The sequence below is a fragment of the Haloarcula salina genome, assembly GCF_049603855.1.
Classification (GTDB): domain Archaea; phylum Halobacteriota; class Halobacteria; order Halobacteriales; family Haloarculaceae; genus Haloarcula; species Haloarcula salina_A.
Map to the genome: position 1 here is coordinate 1,806,295 of NZ_CP187146.1, position 16,137 is coordinate 1,822,431.

Here is a 16,137-nt window from a genome sequence, read left to right on the forward strand (position 1 = left end):
ATGCAGGTCCATAGATTCGAGAAAGTCTGGCTCGGCGCAGCGCTCCTGCTCATCGTCGGCTTCATCGCGACAGTCGCCTACGGCAGCGTGGGCGTCGGCGTCGCGATGGTCGACGACTCGGGCGGAGAGATCAACGCACAGGAGGTACAGAGCGGCGACACCGGGACGGAGTTCGACGACCCCGGTGTATATCAGGACGGCGAGGACAACTACTCCGTGTACGTCGTCGCTCGGCAGTTCCAGTTCGTCCCCGGATCCGGTGACAATCCGATTCGCGTGCCCGCGGACGCGAGGGTGACGTTCTACGTGACCAGCGCGGACGTGGTCCACGGGTTCTCCGTGGTCGAGACCAACATCAACACGATGGTCATCCCCGGACAGGTCGCGGAGGTCTCGGTGCGGTTCGACGAGCCCGGCACGTACGGGCTAGTCTGTCACGAGTACTGCGGGGCGGCCCACCACACGATGGGCGGTTCCGTCGAAGTCGTCCCACAGGACGAGTACGAATCCCAGCAATCACAGCGTATGAACGAGACACAGCTGCAATCCCCGGAGGTGGCTCACTGATGGTGTTCGTCGATTCCTATCCGAAAACGTCCAAGCTCATCAGAAGCGAGTTCATCGTCGCCTTCGCCGCGCTCGGTATCGGCGCGCTGTTCGGCGTGGTGCAGGCGCTCCACCGGACCGGCGTGTTCCGCGGGTTCGTCAGCTCGGCCGACTACTACACCATCCTGACGGCCCACGGCGTCCTGCTCGCGCTGGTGTTCACGACGTTCTTCATCGCGGGGCTGTTCGCGTGGGCCGTCGCCAGTAGCCTCGAACGCGAACTGCCCCAGCGCATCGCCTGGCCGGCCTTCTGGATCATGCTCACGGGGACCGTGCTGGCCGCCGTGGCCATCCTCGGCGGCCTGTTCGGCGCGCCGTCGATCCTCGGTCACTCGCTGAGTGCCGACGTGCTCTTTACCTTCTACGCGCCGATGAAGGCACACCCCGCGTTCTACATCGGGGCCGCGCTCATCATCGTCGGCTCCTGGATCGCCGGGGCCGCCTACTTCAAGGCGCTGTGGGAGTGGCGCGCGGACAATCCCGACGAGCGCATCCCGCTGCAGACGTTCATGGTGCTGACGACGATGCTGATGTGGTACATCTCCACCATCGGCGTCGCCGTCGAGGTCGTCGTCTTCCTCATCCCGTGGTCGCTCGGGCTCATCCAGAACGTCGACCCGCTGCTGACCCGGACGCTGTTCTGGTACTTCGGCCACCCGGTCGTGTACTTCTGGCTCATGCCGGCGTACCTCGTCTGGTACACGATCCTGCCGAAGCTCGCGGGCGGTCGCCTGTTCAGCGACCCGCTCGCCCGCGTGGTCTTCGTCGCCTTCCTGCTCCTGTCGACCCCGGTCGGCTTCCACCACCAGTACGTCGACCCCGGCATCCCCGAGGGCTACAAGTTCATCGCCATGACGAACACGATGTTCCTGCTGTTGCCCTCGCTGCTGACGGCGTTCACCGTCGTCGCCTCGCTCGAACACGGGGCGCGCCAGAACGGGGGTTCGGGCTACCTCTCGTGGCTCCGTGACCTCCCATGGGACGAGCCGGCCTTCTCCGGCTGTGCGCTCGCCGGCCTGATGTTCGCCGCCGGTGGCTTCTCCGGCATGATCAACGCCGGGATGAACATCAACTACCTCATACACAACACCATCTGGGTGCCCGGCCACTTCCACCTCACCGTCGGCACCGCGTTCGCGCTGACGGCGATGGCGATCAGCTACTGGCTGCTCCCCCAGATCACCGGCAAGCCGCTTCGCCAGCGCAGTCTGGCCGTCATCCAGCCGTACGTCTGGTTCGTCGGCATGGCGCTGATGTCGAACGCGATGCACCGCGCCGGCCTGGCCGGCATCCCCCGACGGACCGCCGAACCGACCTACGACGAGTTCGCCTTCCAGGGCGTCGCCGGCACGGTCGCCGAGATGCGACTCCAGATCGCTATCGGCGGCTTCCTGCTGTTCGTCGGCGCGGCGCTGTTCCTCGTGGTGATGGCCGACACGCTGCTCGCCCGCCGCGGCGGGACGCTGTCGGTCAACGGCACCATCCCGGCCCCGCTGTCCGGCCCGGAGCACAGCCCGCGCATCCTCGACAACTACAAGCTCTGGACGGCCATCGCCCTGCTGCTCATCGTCATCGCGTACGGTCCGCCGCTGGCCAGCATGGTCGCGGACGGACTATTCGCTCCCGGGAGTCCGCCCATCCCCGTCTAAATCGACTTCCCCTTTCACATCATGTTCGAAGACGTCGACGGACCGGAACAGAAGACGCTCATCCGTCTCCTCATCGTCATCGGAATCGGCCTGCCGATCCTCATCGAGGTGGCCACGTTCGGTAGTATGCTTGGCCATCACGTCGTGGGCGACGGGGGTGGCGGCGACGCGGCTCCCGAAACGCCGACGGCCGCCGAGACGGGAGTCGTCACCGGCGACGAGATACTCGACGAGACGAACCTGAGTGCGCGCATCGAGTCGGCCTCGGTCGTCACGGAGAACGACGGCTGGCGAGTCACCGTCACGGTGAACGCCACGAACACCGGGCAGACACCTGCCGCCGTGCGCCTCGGCGCGGTCACCAGTCGGAGCGGGACGACCGTCGACGGGGCCGCGACGACCGACCGAATCCGGCCGGGCGAGTCGGCGACGGTGACCGAGTCGTGGCTCCTGCCGCCCGGCGAGCGCCCCGGCCGCCTCGCGGTGACCACACTACGGTATCCGCCGGACGGCACGCCGACGACGGAGTCACACACGGTGACGCTCGGTGATATCCCGGTTTCCAATCGCTGAGAGCCGTAGGAATCGTTTTTGCCCTCGGGTGTGAACAATCCTGAAGGATGACAGAACATCACCCACGGAAGGGCATCGAGCTGTACCGAGAAGACGACACCTACGTCGTGCTGTTCGACCTTCCCGACCACGACCCGGAAGACATCGAGGTCCGCTGGCGTAACGGGCGACTCCACGTCGAGGCCGTCGAGGGGAAGTCGGGAGAGCGCCACCGGGTGTTCCACCGGAGCATCGGCCTCTCCAGTCCAATCGAGGGCCACGACATCTCGGCGTCGTACGAGGACGGCGTCCTCACGGTCACCGCACCGATCAGCGACGAGACGCCGGAAGACCACCGCATCGACGTGGAGTACTGACAGTCGTCCGTCTCAGTGGCCTCACGAATCGCAGTTCGGACAGCGACTCGCGTCGGGCGAGACGACTTCGCCGCAATCAGGACAGTGCCGTTCCGACGAGCCCTCGCGGCGCTCCGGCGTGAACACCGAGGTGTCGTCGATCCACTCGTCCGAGCCCGAATCGGCGGTCTCCGTCGAGCTCTCTCCGCGTTCGGCCCGACTAGTGTCCGTCTCGGTCGTGGCGGCTTCGTCCGCCCGGACACCGTCGACCGCTGGCGCGTCGGTCGCGGAGTCGTCGTCGGCAGAACTCGGAGCCGACTGCTCGGCGGCGGCCGTCTCGCCCGGCGAATACACCCGCGTTCCGGTGTGTCGTGCCGCGTCCGAACCGCCGGTATCGGTTGTCGACTCTGCTGACTCAGCCGCCGGGCTCGAACGGGCAGATTCATCTGTCTCAGTCGGGTCCGTCTCAGGTTCGGCGTCGCGCGTCGCCACCGGCGGCATGATGGGGAATCGCTGGTCCGGCCGCCGTTGCGGGTCGGCGAGGGGGGCGCGCGACCGCACCACGGCCCCGGCGGCGGACTGCACGGCGAGATAGGCCGCCACCAGCGTCCCAGGGACGGCGACGGCGGCGGTGCCAGCCAGCGTCGGCGTGACGCCGACCGCGTCGAGAACGGGACCGACCGTCCGGTCGACACCGGCCCGGGCCAGCCAGTCGACCAGCGTCGGAACGCCGAGGACGGGTGTTCGAGCAAGCCACCCGACGGCGAACGTGAGCGCCGTCAGGAACACGAGCACCGATAGCGACGCAGGTGACGACAGCGTGTACACGCGGTGGCCGTAGGCCACGGTTCGCACGACGAGGTGTGCCGTGGCGGCCACCGCCACGGCTGTCAGCACGACGCTCCGACCGAGCGCCACGCTGAGACCGAGACAGCACGCGAGGGCGACGCCGGGGACGACCAGTAACAGGGCGGGGTGGTCGAACCGGTACGCGTCCGCGAGATTGCCGTAGTCGTTTCGGAGCCGTCGGTTGACGAGCCAGACGGCGGCCAGCGCCGGGACGACGAGCCACGCGACGGCCGCGACGACGGCGGTCGCGGTGACCTCGACGCCACCGACCGCGGCGACGGCCGTGCTATCGAGTTCGACCGGGGCTCGACGCAGTGCGAGTCCGGTGGCGACGACCCAGGCGCCGTACGCGATCCATGCCAGAACCAGTCCGAGGAACAGCCAGCGTTCAGCCCGCAGTACCGAGACGGATTCGCGGAGTTCCGCGACCAATCGCCCTCGGGACGAGGACCCGTCCGTTCCCGACCGACCGCCCAACACGCGTCGTCACCGAGCCCGAATGGCGATGGTGACCACGCCGGACAGTTCGAGTTCGTCCCCGGGTTCGACGCGCTCGCGGTCACCTTTCTGGAGGGTCGTTCCGTTGAGTTGCGTCGGGTTGTCGCCCAGGTCGACCAGGTAGTACCCGTCCGCTTCCCGATCGAACCGGACGTGCTCCCGGTGGATCCGAACCGCTTCGTCCTCCGGCTTGCCGGCGTCGATCAGCGCCGCACGGATCTCCCGGCCGACCCGGTCACCGTCCGTCACGTCGATGTCGCGGCCCGCGACCGAGAGCACGAGTGCGTCGGGAACGCTCGCCTCGCTGGACGACTGCGACGACAGGGCCTCGACTGCGTCGCCGGTCGGCGAGCCGGCCGAGTCGGGAGTACCGGAATCGTCGTCCGAATCCGTTTCGCCCGCGCCATCGCGGTGGGAATCGAGGTTCTCGCCGCAGTTGATACAGAAGCTCGCCTCGTCGTCGACGTCCGTGCCACACTCGGGGCACGAGTCGAGCGGTTCGGGACCGGCGGCCGGGAGCTCTCGGACGTCCGCACCGCAGTCGAGACAGAAGTTCGCGTCGGCGTCGAGTTCCCGTCCACAGTCGGGGCAGTCGATCGTGGCCGGCTCGGTCACCGGTTCAGCATCCTCAGTCTGCTCGTCCGTGGGTTCGGCGTCGCCAGTCTGTTCGGCCTCGCCGATCCGCTCGTCCGCCGGTTCAGCAGCGTCGGCCTCATCGTCCACTGGTGCAACAGCGTCGGCCTGCTCGTCTGCCGGTTCGGCAGCGTCGGCCTCATCGTCCGCCGGTTCGGCAGCGTCGGCCTGCTCGTCTGCCGGTTCGGCGTCGTTCTGGGCCGAGTCGCCGCCGGTCGGTTCGTCGCCATCGGCCGACACCGGTGTCGTCGACTCGGCCTCGTGATCGGGAGGCGGTGTCGCGTCGTCACCGTGGTCCGCTGGTGTCTGTGCGTCCACCGCCTCGTCGGCGGTCACTGCCGGAGCGTCGCGGCGCTGGTCGTCGACGACCTCGGCCGGCACCGCCTCGACCGTGTCGGTCTCGGTCTCTGATTCGGCGTGGTGGCCGTTCGTCGCCGGACCGGGTGTCGAGGGCAGTCGGTCGGGCGACGCGGTGTCTTCGAGCAGTTCGACGTCGGCCGCCGGTCCCTCGCCGGTCCCGCCGGCGTCTCCCTCCTCGATATCGCCGTCGTACTGCCACTCGCCGCAATCTGGATTCGTACACCACCCGCCCGCGACGGCCGGGTCGAAGTCGGCGTCGCAGATGGGGCACTGTACGGTTCGGTCGGGTTCGGGCATGAGATTCGTTTGGGATTAAATGGGGAGGAAATAAAATACTTACTCCCGCTAAACTTTCTCGCTATTCGTCTGTCATAATCACCGTGTCACGTTCAGAAATGTCGATATCAGGATCGATATCTCGAACGGGGATTCCGCCCTCGTCCGGCGTTTCCGGGAGCGCGTCGTCGGCAAGTAAGACCACCGAGACGTTGTCCTTCCCGCCGCGTTCGTTCGCCAGCGTGACAAGATCTCGGCTGGCGGCGTCGAGCGAGGTGGATTCGAGCACGACATCGCGGATGTCGTCGTCGGTGACGACCCGCTCGCGAATCCGGTCGGCGACCGCCTCGGAGCTGTCGGACTCGACGTACTCCTCGTACAGTCGAGGGGCGTCGGTCTGGGCGTCGATGAGACCGTCGCTCGTTGCCACGACGGTGTCCTCGGCGTACAGTCGGACCGTCCGCGTGTCTACCTCGACGGACGCGCGCTCGGGGTCCTCGTAGCCGGAGCCGCCGAGCGCGCGCGTGATCTCGTTGCCGTTGGGGTGGACGTGAGCCTCGACGGAGTCGATCTCACCGCTGTCTTCCCACTCCTGGACGACGGCGTGGTCTCGGGTGAGCGCCGAGATCGTCTCGCGAGCGCCGTTGACGACGTACGCCCGGCTGTCGCCGACCCAGCCGTAGTGGAGTTTGCCGTCGACGTAGATGCCCGCGACGACGGTCGTGTAGGACTGCGTGCCGGTCTCGTCGGCGTAGCGGATGATCTCGCGGTGGGCTGCCGTGATCGCCTCCGCCACGGCGTCCTGAATCTCGCCCTCGCCAGGGGGGTCGGGCAGGACGCCGCGGGCCACGTCGACGTCGAACCCGTTCGGGTAGCTCCGGGCCGTCCGAATCGCCATCGGTGCCAGCTCCTCGGCCACCACCGTCGTGGCGATGTACGACGCCACGTCGCCCGCGTCGTGGCCGCCAGCACCGTCTGCGACGACGAACACGGCGGCTGAACGGTTCATCGGTCGACCGTCGGACTCGGCACCCTCGCCCGCGTCGTCCGTGTCGGAGTGGTCGCTCACGTCGGGGCCCGGCTGTGCCGCGGCCACCGCGTCGTCGCCGTGCTCGTCATCGGCGTCGGAGGCACCATCGTCGCTCTCCGCGGCCGTCTCGGGATCACCGTCCTCCTCGTCCGCTCCGGGTTCGCCGTGATCGGTGGCTTCTCCGCTGTCGTCGGCCTCGTCGGTTGTCTCGGCCTCGGGGTCCGCGGCCGCGGCATCAGCCTCGTCGTCGACCTGCCGGTCCTGCCCGCGGTAGCCGTCGCGGTGACCCTCCTCGAACACCGTCACGGAGACGCTGTCCTCGTTGATTCCCTGTCCTCGCTTCCGCTCGCCGATGTCGTAGTTGGTGCTGTATCTCATGACTCCTCCGGGTGGAACTCGAACGTGACGCCGTAGGTCGGGTGGACGAGCGATACCAGGTCGCCGTCCCTGAGCCGGATCGACTCCGGCGGGACGTTTCCATGCCTATCAGTCGGATCCTCGCCCTCCGTCCGCAGCCGCTCGCGACCCGGCGAGGAGAGGACGCGCTGCCAGCCGGCCCCCTTCTGGACGAAGGTGCCGTTGAGGCTGCGGTCGTGGAGGTACCAGTCGCCGTCCTCGGTGTCGAACTGGACCTGGACCGAGGAGATGTACTCGCCCTGTGGATCCTCGATGGTGATCGACGCGGACGGGCCGTTCGCGCCCTCGCGGCCGATCGTGTCGCCGGGTTCGACCGTGAACCGCGTCCCCGCCTGGATGTACGTGATCGACGCGGTCGCCGGCGGTCTGGGGTCCTTGCGTTCGAGGACCTCCTTCAGGACGGTCGCGTTGCGGTACCGGTCGCGGTAATCGGTCTGGGTCGCGCGCTCGACGATTTCCGCGAGGTAGTCCTCGCAGTCCGCACCGAAATCCTGGGGGTTCACGCCGTCCTTCTTCGGGACGCTTCCCTTGAGCAGGAAGAGCAGGATCTTCCCGATCGAGTACACGTCGGACCACGGCCCCTGTCGAACGTCGGTGCGACTCGCTTCGGCCACCTCGCGGGGCTTGAACGGCCCGAGGATGGTCGTCCCGTTGTTCCCGGTCGACGGGTCGCCCGAGGCGTCGAAGCCGGTCGCCGTGTTGAAGTCGATGAGCGTCGGCGTGATGTCCGGTGTGAGCATGACGTTCTCGGGCTTCAGGTCGCGGTAGACGATTTCGTTCTCGTGGAGAAAGCCCATCGCGTCACAGAGGTCGATTCCGATCTGGCGCACCTGCTCGGTGTCCGCGATGGGGCCGTGCTGGTCGATGACCTCGTCGAGTTCGATCCCGTCCGTGACGAGTTCGACGACCAGAAAGGGCACGTCGCGCTCCGTGACGGTGTCGTAGTAGTCCATCACGTTCTCGTGCCCGCCGGCGAGCCGGATGCGTTCGAGCGACTCCGCCTCTTTCCCGAAGTACTCCTCGATGATGGCCGGGTCGTTCTGTGACTCGGTGTAGTTCGGGTGCTTGAGGACGACGATGTCGCCGGTCTCCGTGTCGCGAGCGCGATAGGCCTTCGCGAAGCCGCCCTTGCCGAGGAACGCTTCAAGTTCGTACCGGCCGGCGATGACGTCGCCCGTCTCTGGTTCCCAGGTCATAGCACGTTAGCTCGGGCGGACGGCGACGGCTGTGCGGTCTCGACGGCGCAGGGCGGTCACTTCTGGATGCCCTCGTCCGTGACGATCTTCGTCGCCCGATTCTGCTCCTTGCGGCCGCCTTCCATGACGATCCGCGTCTCGCGCTCGGCGGACTGGACAGCCTCGGTGTCCTCGCCGTGGATGCGCGTCATCCGCTCCAGTTGCGTCTGGGCCTCCGCGACGTTGCCCCGACCGAGTTCGGTCTTGATGACCGTCTGGCGGTGGTCTACGTCCACCTGTTCGTTGTGGGTCGCGAGTTTCGACTCGTCGTCGGTGTAGTCGACCGTGATCGCGCCGTGTACTGTCTCGCCCCCGGCCGATAGCGTGACGTCAGCCAGCGACACCGCACGTCCGGGTTCGTGGGCGGGCGCGTGCACCTTCAGGACCACGCGCTGGGTCTCCCGTTCGAGCAGGTCCGGGAGCGGGACGACGGTCGCGTTGTCCGCCCAGTCGAGGTCAACGGACTGGGTCTGGGGGAGCGCGCGGTACACCTCGCTGACCTCGACGCCGTCGGCCACGTCCAGTTCGAGTCGGGCGTCCGGTGCGACGACGGTCCCGGCCTCCTCGACGGCGTCGCCGAAGAACGACTCGATGTCGCCGGCGGCGTCGAGGTGGGTCCACTCGCCGCGGGCGACGGTCCCGAGGGTCCGAATCGTCTCCTCGCGGTAGTCGCTCCCGATGCCGGCGGCCTTGATTCGGATGCCCTCGCTGTCGATCTCGCGTGCCAGTTCGGCGAACGCCTCGGGATCGTGAGAGTTGTCCTTGCCGTCCGAGAGCAAGAGCACCCGACGCGCCGTCGTGTCGTCGCTCGGCAGGTCCCGAAGCGATTCCTTCGCTTCGAGGAGGCCGCGGTACATGTCTGTCCCGCCGCCCGCGGAGATGTCCGTGATAGCGTCGAGCGCCGCATCGCGCGTGATGTCGCCCCAGCGCGTAGGCGCGAGTACGGTCGTGACATCGTTGTCGAACGCGACGATGGAGACGTAGTCGTCCTCGTCGAGGAGGCCGAACACCCACTCGGCCCCCGCCCGCGCCTGTTCGATGTCGTCACCGGCCATCGAGCCGCTCGCGTCGATGCAGAGCGCGATCTGTCGCGTGGGCCGCTCTTCCATCGCCCCCGGTTCGACTTCGATCTCGGCCGTCAGTTTCGCCCCCTCCGTCGGCACGTACGGTCTATTGACCTCGGTCACGACAGTTGCAGCCATACCGTAAGATGGGACATACGTCCTAATTATATGTTTTCCCCGAATCGAGTGAAAAAAGAGTCCGTTCTTAGAGAGTACATAACCCCAAGTTCGGGTGAAGTAATCAGTTTCTACCCACCGCGCGACCTACGTCTCGGCGAGGAGGTCGTCGACCAGTGACGAAACGTACCCGATCTCGTCCTGATTGACGCCGTGGCCCATCCCCTCGTAGATTCGCTCCTCCACGTCGCCGTTCAGCTGCTCGAACACCCGCGTGGTCTCGTGAACGCGTTCGATGGGTATGTGCGGGTCGACGTCACTGCACCCGACGAACACCGGCGTGGCTTCGAGGTCGCCCTCGTACGCGTCCTCGTCGATCGTCTCCCCGATGAGTCCGCCGCTGAGCGCCACCAGCCCGCCGTACCGCCGCGGATTTCGCGCGACGAACTCGCTCGCAAGGCACGCCCCCTGTGAGAACCCGAGGACGAGCACCCGGTCGGTCGGTATCCCGGCCTCGGCCGCCTCGGTGACCGCGTCTTCGACCGCCTGGAGCCCGGAGGTGCGGCCGGGTTCGTTCTGCTCGACCGGGGCCAGAAACGAGTTCGGATACCACGTGTTCCGGGCCGCCTGGGGCGCGAGCAGCGCCAGGCCGTCGCGCTGGAATTCGGACGCCATCTGGACGATGCTCCGTGCGGTCGCACCCCGCCCGTGGACGAGCACCGCCGCGGCGTTCGCCTCCGCGAGCGGCGTGCCCGCGGTCAACCGCTGCTGGTCCTGGTGCGGGCCGCTCATCGTGGACCCTCCGCGAACCGGACCGCGCCGGTTCGAACGCGAGGGCCGGCCCGTTGCGTGTCATCATGGAACTCAACCCGTCTGTTGGGCGTAACGACCATATCACACGTACCACGCGGAGCCACTTGACTGGGAACATCAGTCAATCTGTGGACGGGTTCGACGCTCGGCCACTCGTCTACTGTTTACCGATCGGCCCGAACGACGCCATGAATCGAGTGGGTGAAACTGTCTATTAGCCACCTGATAGTCGAGTATCACCGTGCTAGAGGGCTCGCCTGACGACGTCCCGTCCGGTCGACGCCCACAGCCGATCAAAGGGAGTGACGTATTCGGGACCCATCACGTAACCGGTCCCATAAATTCAGGAGTTTAGATATAAAATAAAGGGGGCGAATCTATGCCGTTGCTAACTACGATACGATATGGAAAAGTAGTGTGTTAACCTTCATCAGAGTAGTACTATAACCTTCGAGTTGTTAGCTTGGGTTGACCATGAAAAAGCAGGAGCTCATCCACCTTCACGGCCTGCTTGCACAGGTACAGAACCACTTCGAAGCAGAAACCGGGACAGAGGTCGACCACGACGAATACGAGGAACTGGGCGTCAAGCCGACATCGATTCACAAGTCGAAGACTGACCACAAAGCTGCCGTTTTTGCGATCGCCGACGGGATCGCATCCGAGATGAGTGACGAGACGAAAGAGCCCGTTTCTGCGGCTGCGGACTGAAAACCTTCCCGCTGTTTCCCCAGTCACCACTCCACCACAGCGACGCCGCTTTTCCGCGCAGATATATCAAAATGCGAGAGTGTCTCGCCGCCGGGACCTCTTAGCGATCGTACGTGTTTGCAACGGCCGCGAATCAGTCCTGCTGCCTCGGCCCCTCACTCGTCGATCAGTTCCTCGAACTCGGGAAGCACGTCGCCAGATTCGTCCGTGTCGTCTGTCGTCGCCGCGTCGGACTGATCGGTGTCGTCTGTCGACTCCGACGTCTCGGCGTCGTCGTCGGATTCCTCCGGGATCTCCTCGATTTCGAGTACGTCTAGCGGGATGTTCTCGAGGCGCTGCCCGATCTCTTTACGCGCGATCCGTGCGGCGTGTTCGTCGCGTTCGACGTTGAACACAGTCATTTCGAGTTCGAGGGCCACGAGGCTCTCGTCGGCGGCGAGGAACGCGGGGTCGAGCGTCTCCCCGCAGTGGGGACAGTGCCGGTCGCCCATGTTGATCTCGACGTAGTTGAGGTCCGGGTTCAGCATCTCACCCGTCTTCGAGATCGCGATCCGAACCGCCTCGTCCGCGGATTCGACGTCGTAGACTGGCACGGCGGCCTCGACGACAACTCGGCAATTCATGTTGGTATGTACATTTTCCAATATAATGAAGGTTAGGTCGGTGTCGAGAGACGCTACGACATCGCGTTTTTCACCGAGAGACGGAGGGAGAGCGGGATCGAGCAAAACTGAATACCGCCGATCAAATCATCACACCCTCGAAAGACAGACGGTACCGTGTAACTGACAGTGCCGACGGCTGGCTCGTCGCAATTCACTCGTTCGATAGCCCGACGTGACTCGAAACTCGGATAGCCGTGGGGCGATTTCTGGGATACAATGGAACAGGGTGTCATCGACACCGATACGCTCGCCGGCGGCATCGAGTTGCAGTCGACCGTCGAGAGCGGACAATCTTACCTCTGGAACCGGGAAGACGGTCGGATGTACGAGACAGAAGGGGCGACCGGCGACGACGGCTGGTACTGGACGACCGTCAGGCGCGAGGGGACACCTCACGTCATCCGGGTCCGCCAGCGCGAGGCCCGCCTGGAGTGGGAGTCGACCGTAGAGGCAGAGCGCGACGTTCGCCGACTGCTGCGCCTCGGCGACGACCTCGACGAGATTCGCGCCGCCGCCCCCGACGACGAAGTGGTTCAGGACGCGTACGACGCGTACTGGGGGATGCGGCTGGTTCGGGACCCGCCCTTCGGCTCGCTGATCTCGTTCATCTGTTCGGCGCAGATGCGCGTCTCGCGCATCCACGGGATGCAACGGGCGCTCCGGGAGGCCTACGGGGAGACGGTCGAGTTCGACGGAGCGACCTACCGGGCCTATCCGACGCCGAGCGCGCTCGCCGAGACGAGCGAGGACGCGCTCCGCGACCTCGGACTCGGCTACCGCGCCCCCTACGTCCAGCGGACGGCGGAGATGGTGGCCACCGGTGAAGCCCACCCCGACGAGGCGACCGGGCTGGACTACGAGGCGGCGCGCGAGTCGCTGACCCGCTTCGTCGGCGTCGGACAGAAGGTCGCCGACTGCGTCCTCCTGTTCTCGCTCGATTTCCTCGAAGCGGTCCCGCTCGACACGTGGATCCGGTCGACCATCGAGGAGTACTATCCCGAGTGTGACCGCGGGAACTACGCCGACACCTCGCGGGCGATCCGGTCGGCGCTCGGCGGCGAGTACGCCGGATACGCCCAGACCTACCTCTTTCACTACCTCCGTACCGGCGGCGACGCCGAGTGACGGACGGCGCCCAGCCGACAGTATAACGAGGGTCGCCGGGCAAGCCTCCGAACATGTCTCGAACGCGAGCGCACGTCTTCGTCTCCGGCCGCGTCCAGGGCGTCTACTACCGAGCGACGACGCGAGAGCGGGCCCAGAAGCGGGGGGTCGATGGCTGGGTCCGGAACCTCGACGACGGCCGCGTCGAAGCGGTGTTCGAGGGGCCCGAAGACGACGTCGACGCGATGGTCGAGTTCTGTCACGAGGGTAGCGATCGCGCGAACGTGACAGACGTGGCGGTCGAGTACGGGGAGCCGGAGGGCATCGACGGCTTCGAGGTTCGCTGGTAGGCCGCCGTCCCGTAGAGTTACTTCGGTGGCGGCGCAAGCCCCGCGCATGCTCACCGGCTCAGAGATGGGCGTCGTCGACGAGAACGCCGAGGCCCTCGGTGTCCCGCGCAAGCAGTTGATGGAGTCGTCAGGCCACGCGGTCGCGCGGGCGGTGCGAGGGCTGTCAGACGCCGGCGACAGCGTGACTATCGTCGCCGGCCGCGGGAACAACGGCGGCGACGCGCTCGTCACCGCCCGCTTCCTCGACGACTTCGACCTCCGCGTCCTCCTGCTCGGACGCGCCGAGACAATCACGACGGACATCTCCCGGGAGAACTGGGAGGCCCTCCAGCGAGCCGAGTATCCGACGGAGACCGTGACAGACTCGGCGACGCTCGACCTCGGGGACCCGGACCTCTTCGTCGACGCGATGCTGGGAACCGGCATCGCCGGCGACCTCCGCGAGCCCGAGGCGACGGCCGCCGCCGCGATGAACGAAGGCGACGCGACGGTCCTCTCAGTGGACGTTCCCTCCGGCCTCGACGCCGAGACCGGGCGGCTGGCCGAAAACGCCGTCCGCGCGGACCACGTCGTCACGTTCCACGACACCAAGCCAGGACTCCCAGACCTCGACGTACCTGTCACCGTCGCCGACATCGGCATCCCCGACGCGGCGGAACTGTTCGTCGAGCGCGGCGACCTCTCGCGCCTGGAACGCGACCCCGCGAGCCACAAGGGCGACAACGGCGAGGTGCTCGTCGTCGGCGGCGGCCCTTACACCGGCGCGCCGGCCCTCAGCGCGCAGGCCGCCTTGCGCGGCGGCGCCGACCTCGTCCGCGTCGCCTGCCCGGCCGCGGTCGCCCGCGAGATACAGGGCTACAGCGAGAACCTCATCCTCAGGCCCTACGACGGCGAGTGCCTCGCGCCGGCCCACGTAGACCGGCTCGCGGACCTGGCGGCGGCCCACGATACACTCGTCCTCGGACCGGGCCTCGGCGACGCCGACGCGACGCTCGACGCTGTGAGGGAACTGCTCTCGGCCTTCGATGGGACGGCCGTCGTCGACGCCGACGCCCTCTCGGTCGTCCCGGAAGTCGAAACGGAAGCCGACCTCATCTGTACCCCGCATCAGGGCGAACTCGTCGGGATGGGCGGGGAGACGGCCGATGACTGGCGCGATCGGATTGACCTCGTCGAATCGTTCGCCGCAGAAATCGGCCAGACGTTGCTGGTGAAAGGGCCCTACGACGTGGTCTCCGACGGCGAGCGAACCCGAGTCGGTCGGACCGGGAACCCCGGGATGACCGTCGGGGGGACCGGCGACGTGCTCGCGGGCGTGACAGGCGCGCTCGCCTGCGTCCAGGATCCCTTCGACGCGGCCGCCATCGCGGCCTACGCGGTCGGGCGCGTCGGCGACCGGGTGGTCGACGACAACGGTTACGGGCTGGTGGCGACAGATCTGCTCGACGAGATTCCTCGAGTGCTGTGGCAGCGCGATGCCGAAGAATAGCGCGACCGTCGCTCAGGCCGACGCGCCGACGAGGTCGCCGGCCTTCGCCCGTGTCTGCTCGATGATCGCCGGCCGCGCCTCGAACTCGATGACGACCTGGTCGCCGTAGTCGACCGCCTCGACGTTCGCGTGGTCGTGAATCCAGGAGACGAGGCTCATCGTGTCCTCGGTCATCGGGAGCACCAGTCGCTCCTGCTCGTAGTCGGGCAGTTCCCTGTCGATCCGTTCGGCCAGTCCCTCGATGTTCAGCCCCTCCCGGGCGCTGACAGCGACGGGGTTCGGCGCCAGCGACGAGAGTGCCGCCTTCTTGCGGCGGACCTCCTCGTCGTCGACCGCGTCCGTCTTGTTCAGCACCGTGACGATGGGCGCTTCGTTGCGCTCGTACAGCGTGTCGTGGCTCGTCACCAGCTTCTCGCGGATCTCCTCGACCGACTCGGTGACGTCGACGACGAGCAAGACGAGGTCGGCGTGGTACACGGAGCCGAGCGTGGACTTGAACGACTCGACGAGCCAGTGAGGGAGGTCCTGGATGAACCCGACGGTGTCGGTCACCAGCACCTCGCGTTTGCCGACTTCCGCCCGCCGCGTCGTCGTTCCGAGCGTCGTGAACAGTCGGTCCTCGCTCTCGGCGGTCGTGTCGAGGTCCGGGTGCAGGTCCTCGTTCTCGTCGACGTCCAGTTCGGTCGCGAGCCGGCGCAGTAGCGTCGATTTCCCCGCGTTGGTGTAGCCGGCCAGCGCGACGAGGTCGAAGCCGGACTCGCGGCGCTGGTCCCGACGGTGACGCTCGGTCTCCTCGATGGATTCGAGCTCGTCGCGGATGTTGGAGATCTGCTTTTTGATGTCCTCTTCGCGGGTCTCGTCGTACTCGCCGAGCCCCATGAACCCCGGTCGTTCGTCGCGTTTGGCGAGGCTGGCCTTCGCCTCGGCCCGCGGGAGTTCGTAGCGCAGTTCCGCGAGTTCGACCTGGAGCTGTGCCTTCCGGGTCTGGGCCCGCTGGCCGAAGATTTCGAGGATGAGCCGGAAGCGGTCGATGACCCGCACGCGCTCGGGGAGTTCGTTCCCGATGTTGTAGGTCTGGTACGGGCCCAGTTGGTTGTCGAAGACGACCACGGTCGCGTCCTCGCGGGCGACCGCGTTGCTCAGCCGGGTCACCTTCCCCTCGCCGAGGTGGTAGGCGGGGTCCTCGGTCCGGGTCTGGGTGATCTCGCCGACGATCTCGTAGCCGGCGGCCCGAGCGAGGTCCCGGATCTCTTCCGTGTCGGCGGTGCCGCTGTCGACGCGCTTCGCGACGACCGCCCGTTCCGTGGTGTGTGTCGCCGTCACTCGTCGCGAAAGTACGGCGTCCGATTATTTAATCTGCAGG

The 16,137-nt window shown here is 66.7% G+C and carries 16 protein-coding genes; 8 read left to right on the forward strand and 8 right to left on the reverse strand.

Features of this window, described 5'->3' with window-relative positions; genetic code table 11:
- From ACOZ4I_RS09210 to ACOZ4I_RS09225, 4 genes are read left to right on the forward strand one after another with little or no spacing between them, the layout of a single operon-like run.
- The gene (locus tag ACOZ4I_RS09210) at window positions 1-567 is read left to right on the forward strand and encodes a cytochrome c oxidase subunit II (RefSeq protein WP_423998773.1); all 567 of its coding nucleotides are present in this window, start codon (window positions 1-3) and stop codon (window positions 565-567) included.
- On the forward strand, window positions 567-2,255 hold the full coding sequence (locus tag ACOZ4I_RS09215; protein WP_423998775.1) for a b(o/a)3-type cytochrome-c oxidase subunit 1: 1,689 nt from the start codon (window positions 567-569) through the stop codon (window positions 2,253-2,255). The genes ACOZ4I_RS09210 and ACOZ4I_RS09215 overlap by 1 nt, the downstream gene beginning before the upstream one ends.
- Before the next feature lie 21 nt (window positions 2,256-2,276).
- Window positions 2,277-2,828 carry a hypothetical protein gene (locus ACOZ4I_RS09220; RefSeq protein ID WP_423998777.1) on the forward strand — a complete coding sequence of 184 codons (552 nt, stop codon included), beginning with the start codon at window positions 2,277-2,279 and terminating at the stop codon, window positions 2,826-2,828.
- Between the two features lie 47 nt (window positions 2,829-2,875).
- On the forward strand, window positions 2,876-3,184 hold the full coding sequence (locus ACOZ4I_RS09225; protein ID WP_423998779.1) for an Hsp20/alpha crystallin family protein: 309 nt from the start codon (window positions 2,876-2,878) through the stop codon (window positions 3,182-3,184).
- A gap of 21 nt (window positions 3,185-3,205) precedes the next feature.
- Here ACOZ4I_RS09225 and ACOZ4I_RS09230 read toward each other — a convergent pair whose 3' ends face one another.
- The 6 genes from ACOZ4I_RS09230 to ACOZ4I_RS09255 all read right to left on the reverse strand — a co-directional run bounded on the left by ACOZ4I_RS09230 (window position 3,206) and on the right by ACOZ4I_RS09255 (window position 10,434).
- The gene (locus ACOZ4I_RS09230) at window positions 3,206-4,444 is read right to left on the reverse strand and encodes a zinc ribbon domain-containing protein (protein ID WP_423998781.1); all 1,239 of its coding nucleotides are present in this window, start codon (window positions 4,442-4,444) and stop codon (window positions 3,206-3,208) included.
- A 54-nt stretch (window positions 4,445-4,498) separates the two neighbouring features.
- Window positions 4,499-5,800: a double zinc ribbon domain-containing protein gene (locus ACOZ4I_RS09235; protein WP_423998783.1), complete on the reverse strand. Its 1,302-nt coding sequence runs from the start codon at window positions 5,798-5,800 to the stop codon at window positions 4,499-4,501.
- A gap of 61 nt (window positions 5,801-5,861) precedes the next feature.
- Window positions 5,862-7,187, reverse strand: a complete 1,326-nt coding sequence (locus ACOZ4I_RS09240; RefSeq protein WP_423998785.1) for a PP2C family protein-serine/threonine phosphatase — start codon at window positions 7,185-7,187, stop codon at window positions 5,862-5,864.
- Entirely contained in the window at window positions 7,184-8,422 is a 1,239-nt protein-coding gene (locus ACOZ4I_RS09245; protein WP_423998787.1) for a protein kinase domain-containing protein, read from the reverse strand. Before ACOZ4I_RS09245 ends, ACOZ4I_RS09240 begins: the two co-directional genes overlap by 4 nt.
- 56 nt (window positions 8,423-8,478) lie before the next feature.
- On the reverse strand, window positions 8,479-9,663 hold the full coding sequence (locus ACOZ4I_RS09250; protein WP_423998789.1) for a vWA domain-containing protein: 1,185 nt from the start codon (window positions 9,661-9,663) through the stop codon (window positions 8,479-8,481).
- A gap of 126 nt (window positions 9,664-9,789) precedes the next feature.
- Window positions 9,790-10,434 carry an alpha/beta hydrolase gene (locus tag ACOZ4I_RS09255; protein ID WP_423998791.1) on the reverse strand — a complete coding sequence of 215 codons (645 nt, stop codon included), beginning with the start codon at window positions 10,432-10,434 and terminating at the stop codon, window positions 9,790-9,792.
- A gap of 495 nt (window positions 10,435-10,929) precedes the next feature.
- Here ACOZ4I_RS09255 and ACOZ4I_RS09260 point away from each other — a divergent pair, with 495 nt between their 5' ends.
- Window positions 10,930-11,166, forward strand: a complete 237-nt coding sequence (locus ACOZ4I_RS09260) for a UPF0058 family protein (protein ID WP_423998793.1) — start codon at window positions 10,930-10,932, stop codon at window positions 11,164-11,166.
- Window positions 11,167-11,321: 155 nt separating this feature from the next.
- Here the strand turns inward: ACOZ4I_RS09260 and ACOZ4I_RS09265 are convergent, their stop codons facing one another.
- A complete protein-coding gene (locus ACOZ4I_RS09265) occupies window positions 11,322-11,789 on the reverse strand; it encodes a DUF555 domain-containing protein (RefSeq protein WP_423998795.1) in 468 nt (155 codons plus the stop codon).
- Between the two features lie 258 nt (window positions 11,790-12,047).
- Between ACOZ4I_RS09265 and ACOZ4I_RS09270 the strand changes: the two genes are divergently transcribed.
- The 3 genes from ACOZ4I_RS09270 to ACOZ4I_RS09280 are packed head-to-tail and all read left to right on the forward strand — an operon-like array spanning window position 12,048 to window position 14,774.
- Window positions 12,048-12,956, forward strand: coding sequence for a DNA-3-methyladenine glycosylase family protein (locus tag ACOZ4I_RS09270; protein ID WP_423998797.1), 909 nt, complete (start codon window positions 12,048-12,050; stop codon window positions 12,954-12,956).
- A gap of 53 nt (window positions 12,957-13,009) precedes the next feature.
- On the forward strand, window positions 13,010-13,285 hold the full coding sequence (locus ACOZ4I_RS09275) for an acylphosphatase (RefSeq protein WP_423998799.1): 276 nt from the start codon (window positions 13,010-13,012) through the stop codon (window positions 13,283-13,285).
- Window positions 13,286-13,331: 46 nt separating this feature from the next.
- Entirely contained in the window at window positions 13,332-14,774 is a 1,443-nt protein-coding gene (locus ACOZ4I_RS09280; protein WP_423998801.1) for an NAD(P)H-hydrate dehydratase, read from the forward strand.
- A 12-nt stretch (window positions 14,775-14,786) separates the two neighbouring features.
- Here ACOZ4I_RS09280 and hflX read toward each other — a convergent pair whose 3' ends face one another.
- The gene (hflX, locus tag ACOZ4I_RS09285) at window positions 14,787-16,097 is read right to left on the reverse strand and encodes a GTPase HflX (protein WP_423998803.1); all 1,311 of its coding nucleotides are present in this window, start codon (window positions 16,095-16,097) and stop codon (window positions 14,787-14,789) included.
- Window positions 16,098-16,137 lie beyond the last annotated feature (40 nt).

Coding starts and splice junctions, on each gene's coding strand:
- ACOZ4I_RS09250 (WP_423998789.1), bottom strand. CDS start 9,663: ATGGCTGCAACTGTCGTGACCGAGGTCAATAGACCGTACGTGCCGACG.
- ACOZ4I_RS09240 (WP_423998785.1), bottom strand. CDS start 7,187: ATGAGATACAGCACCAACTACGACATCGGCGAGCGGAAGCGAGGACAG.
- ACOZ4I_RS09210 (WP_423998773.1), top strand. CDS start 1: ATGCAGGTCCATAGATTCGAGAAAGTCTGGCTCGGCGCAGCGCTCCTG.
- ACOZ4I_RS09215 (WP_423998775.1), top strand. CDS start 567: ATGGTGTTCGTCGATTCCTATCCGAAAACGTCCAAGCTCATCAGAAGC.
- ACOZ4I_RS09245 (WP_423998787.1), bottom strand. CDS start 8,422: ATGACCTGGGAACCAGAGACGGGCGACGTCATCGCCGGCCGGTACGAA.
- ACOZ4I_RS09255 (WP_423998791.1), bottom strand. CDS start 10,434: ATGAGCGGCCCGCACCAGGACCAGCAGCGGTTGACCGCGGGCACGCCG.
- ACOZ4I_RS09275 (WP_423998799.1), top strand. CDS start 13,010: ATGTCTCGAACGCGAGCGCACGTCTTCGTCTCCGGCCGCGTCCAGGGC.
- ACOZ4I_RS09260 (WP_423998793.1), top strand. CDS start 10,930: ATGAAAAAGCAGGAGCTCATCCACCTTCACGGCCTGCTTGCACAGGTA.
- ACOZ4I_RS09270 (WP_423998797.1), top strand. CDS start 12,048: ATGGAACAGGGTGTCATCGACACCGATACGCTCGCCGGCGGCATCGAG.
- ACOZ4I_RS09265 (WP_423998795.1), bottom strand. CDS start 11,789: ATGAATTGCCGAGTTGTCGTCGAGGCCGCCGTGCCAGTCTACGACGTC.
- ACOZ4I_RS09280 (WP_423998801.1), top strand. CDS start 13,332: ATGCTCACCGGCTCAGAGATGGGCGTCGTCGACGAGAACGCCGAGGCC.
- ACOZ4I_RS09225 (WP_423998779.1), top strand. CDS start 2,876: ATGACAGAACATCACCCACGGAAGGGCATCGAGCTGTACCGAGAAGAC.
- ACOZ4I_RS09235 (WP_423998783.1), bottom strand. CDS start 5,800: ATGCCCGAACCCGACCGAACCGTACAGTGCCCCATCTGCGACGCCGAC.
- ACOZ4I_RS09220 (WP_423998777.1), top strand. CDS start 2,277: ATGTTCGAAGACGTCGACGGACCGGAACAGAAGACGCTCATCCGTCTC.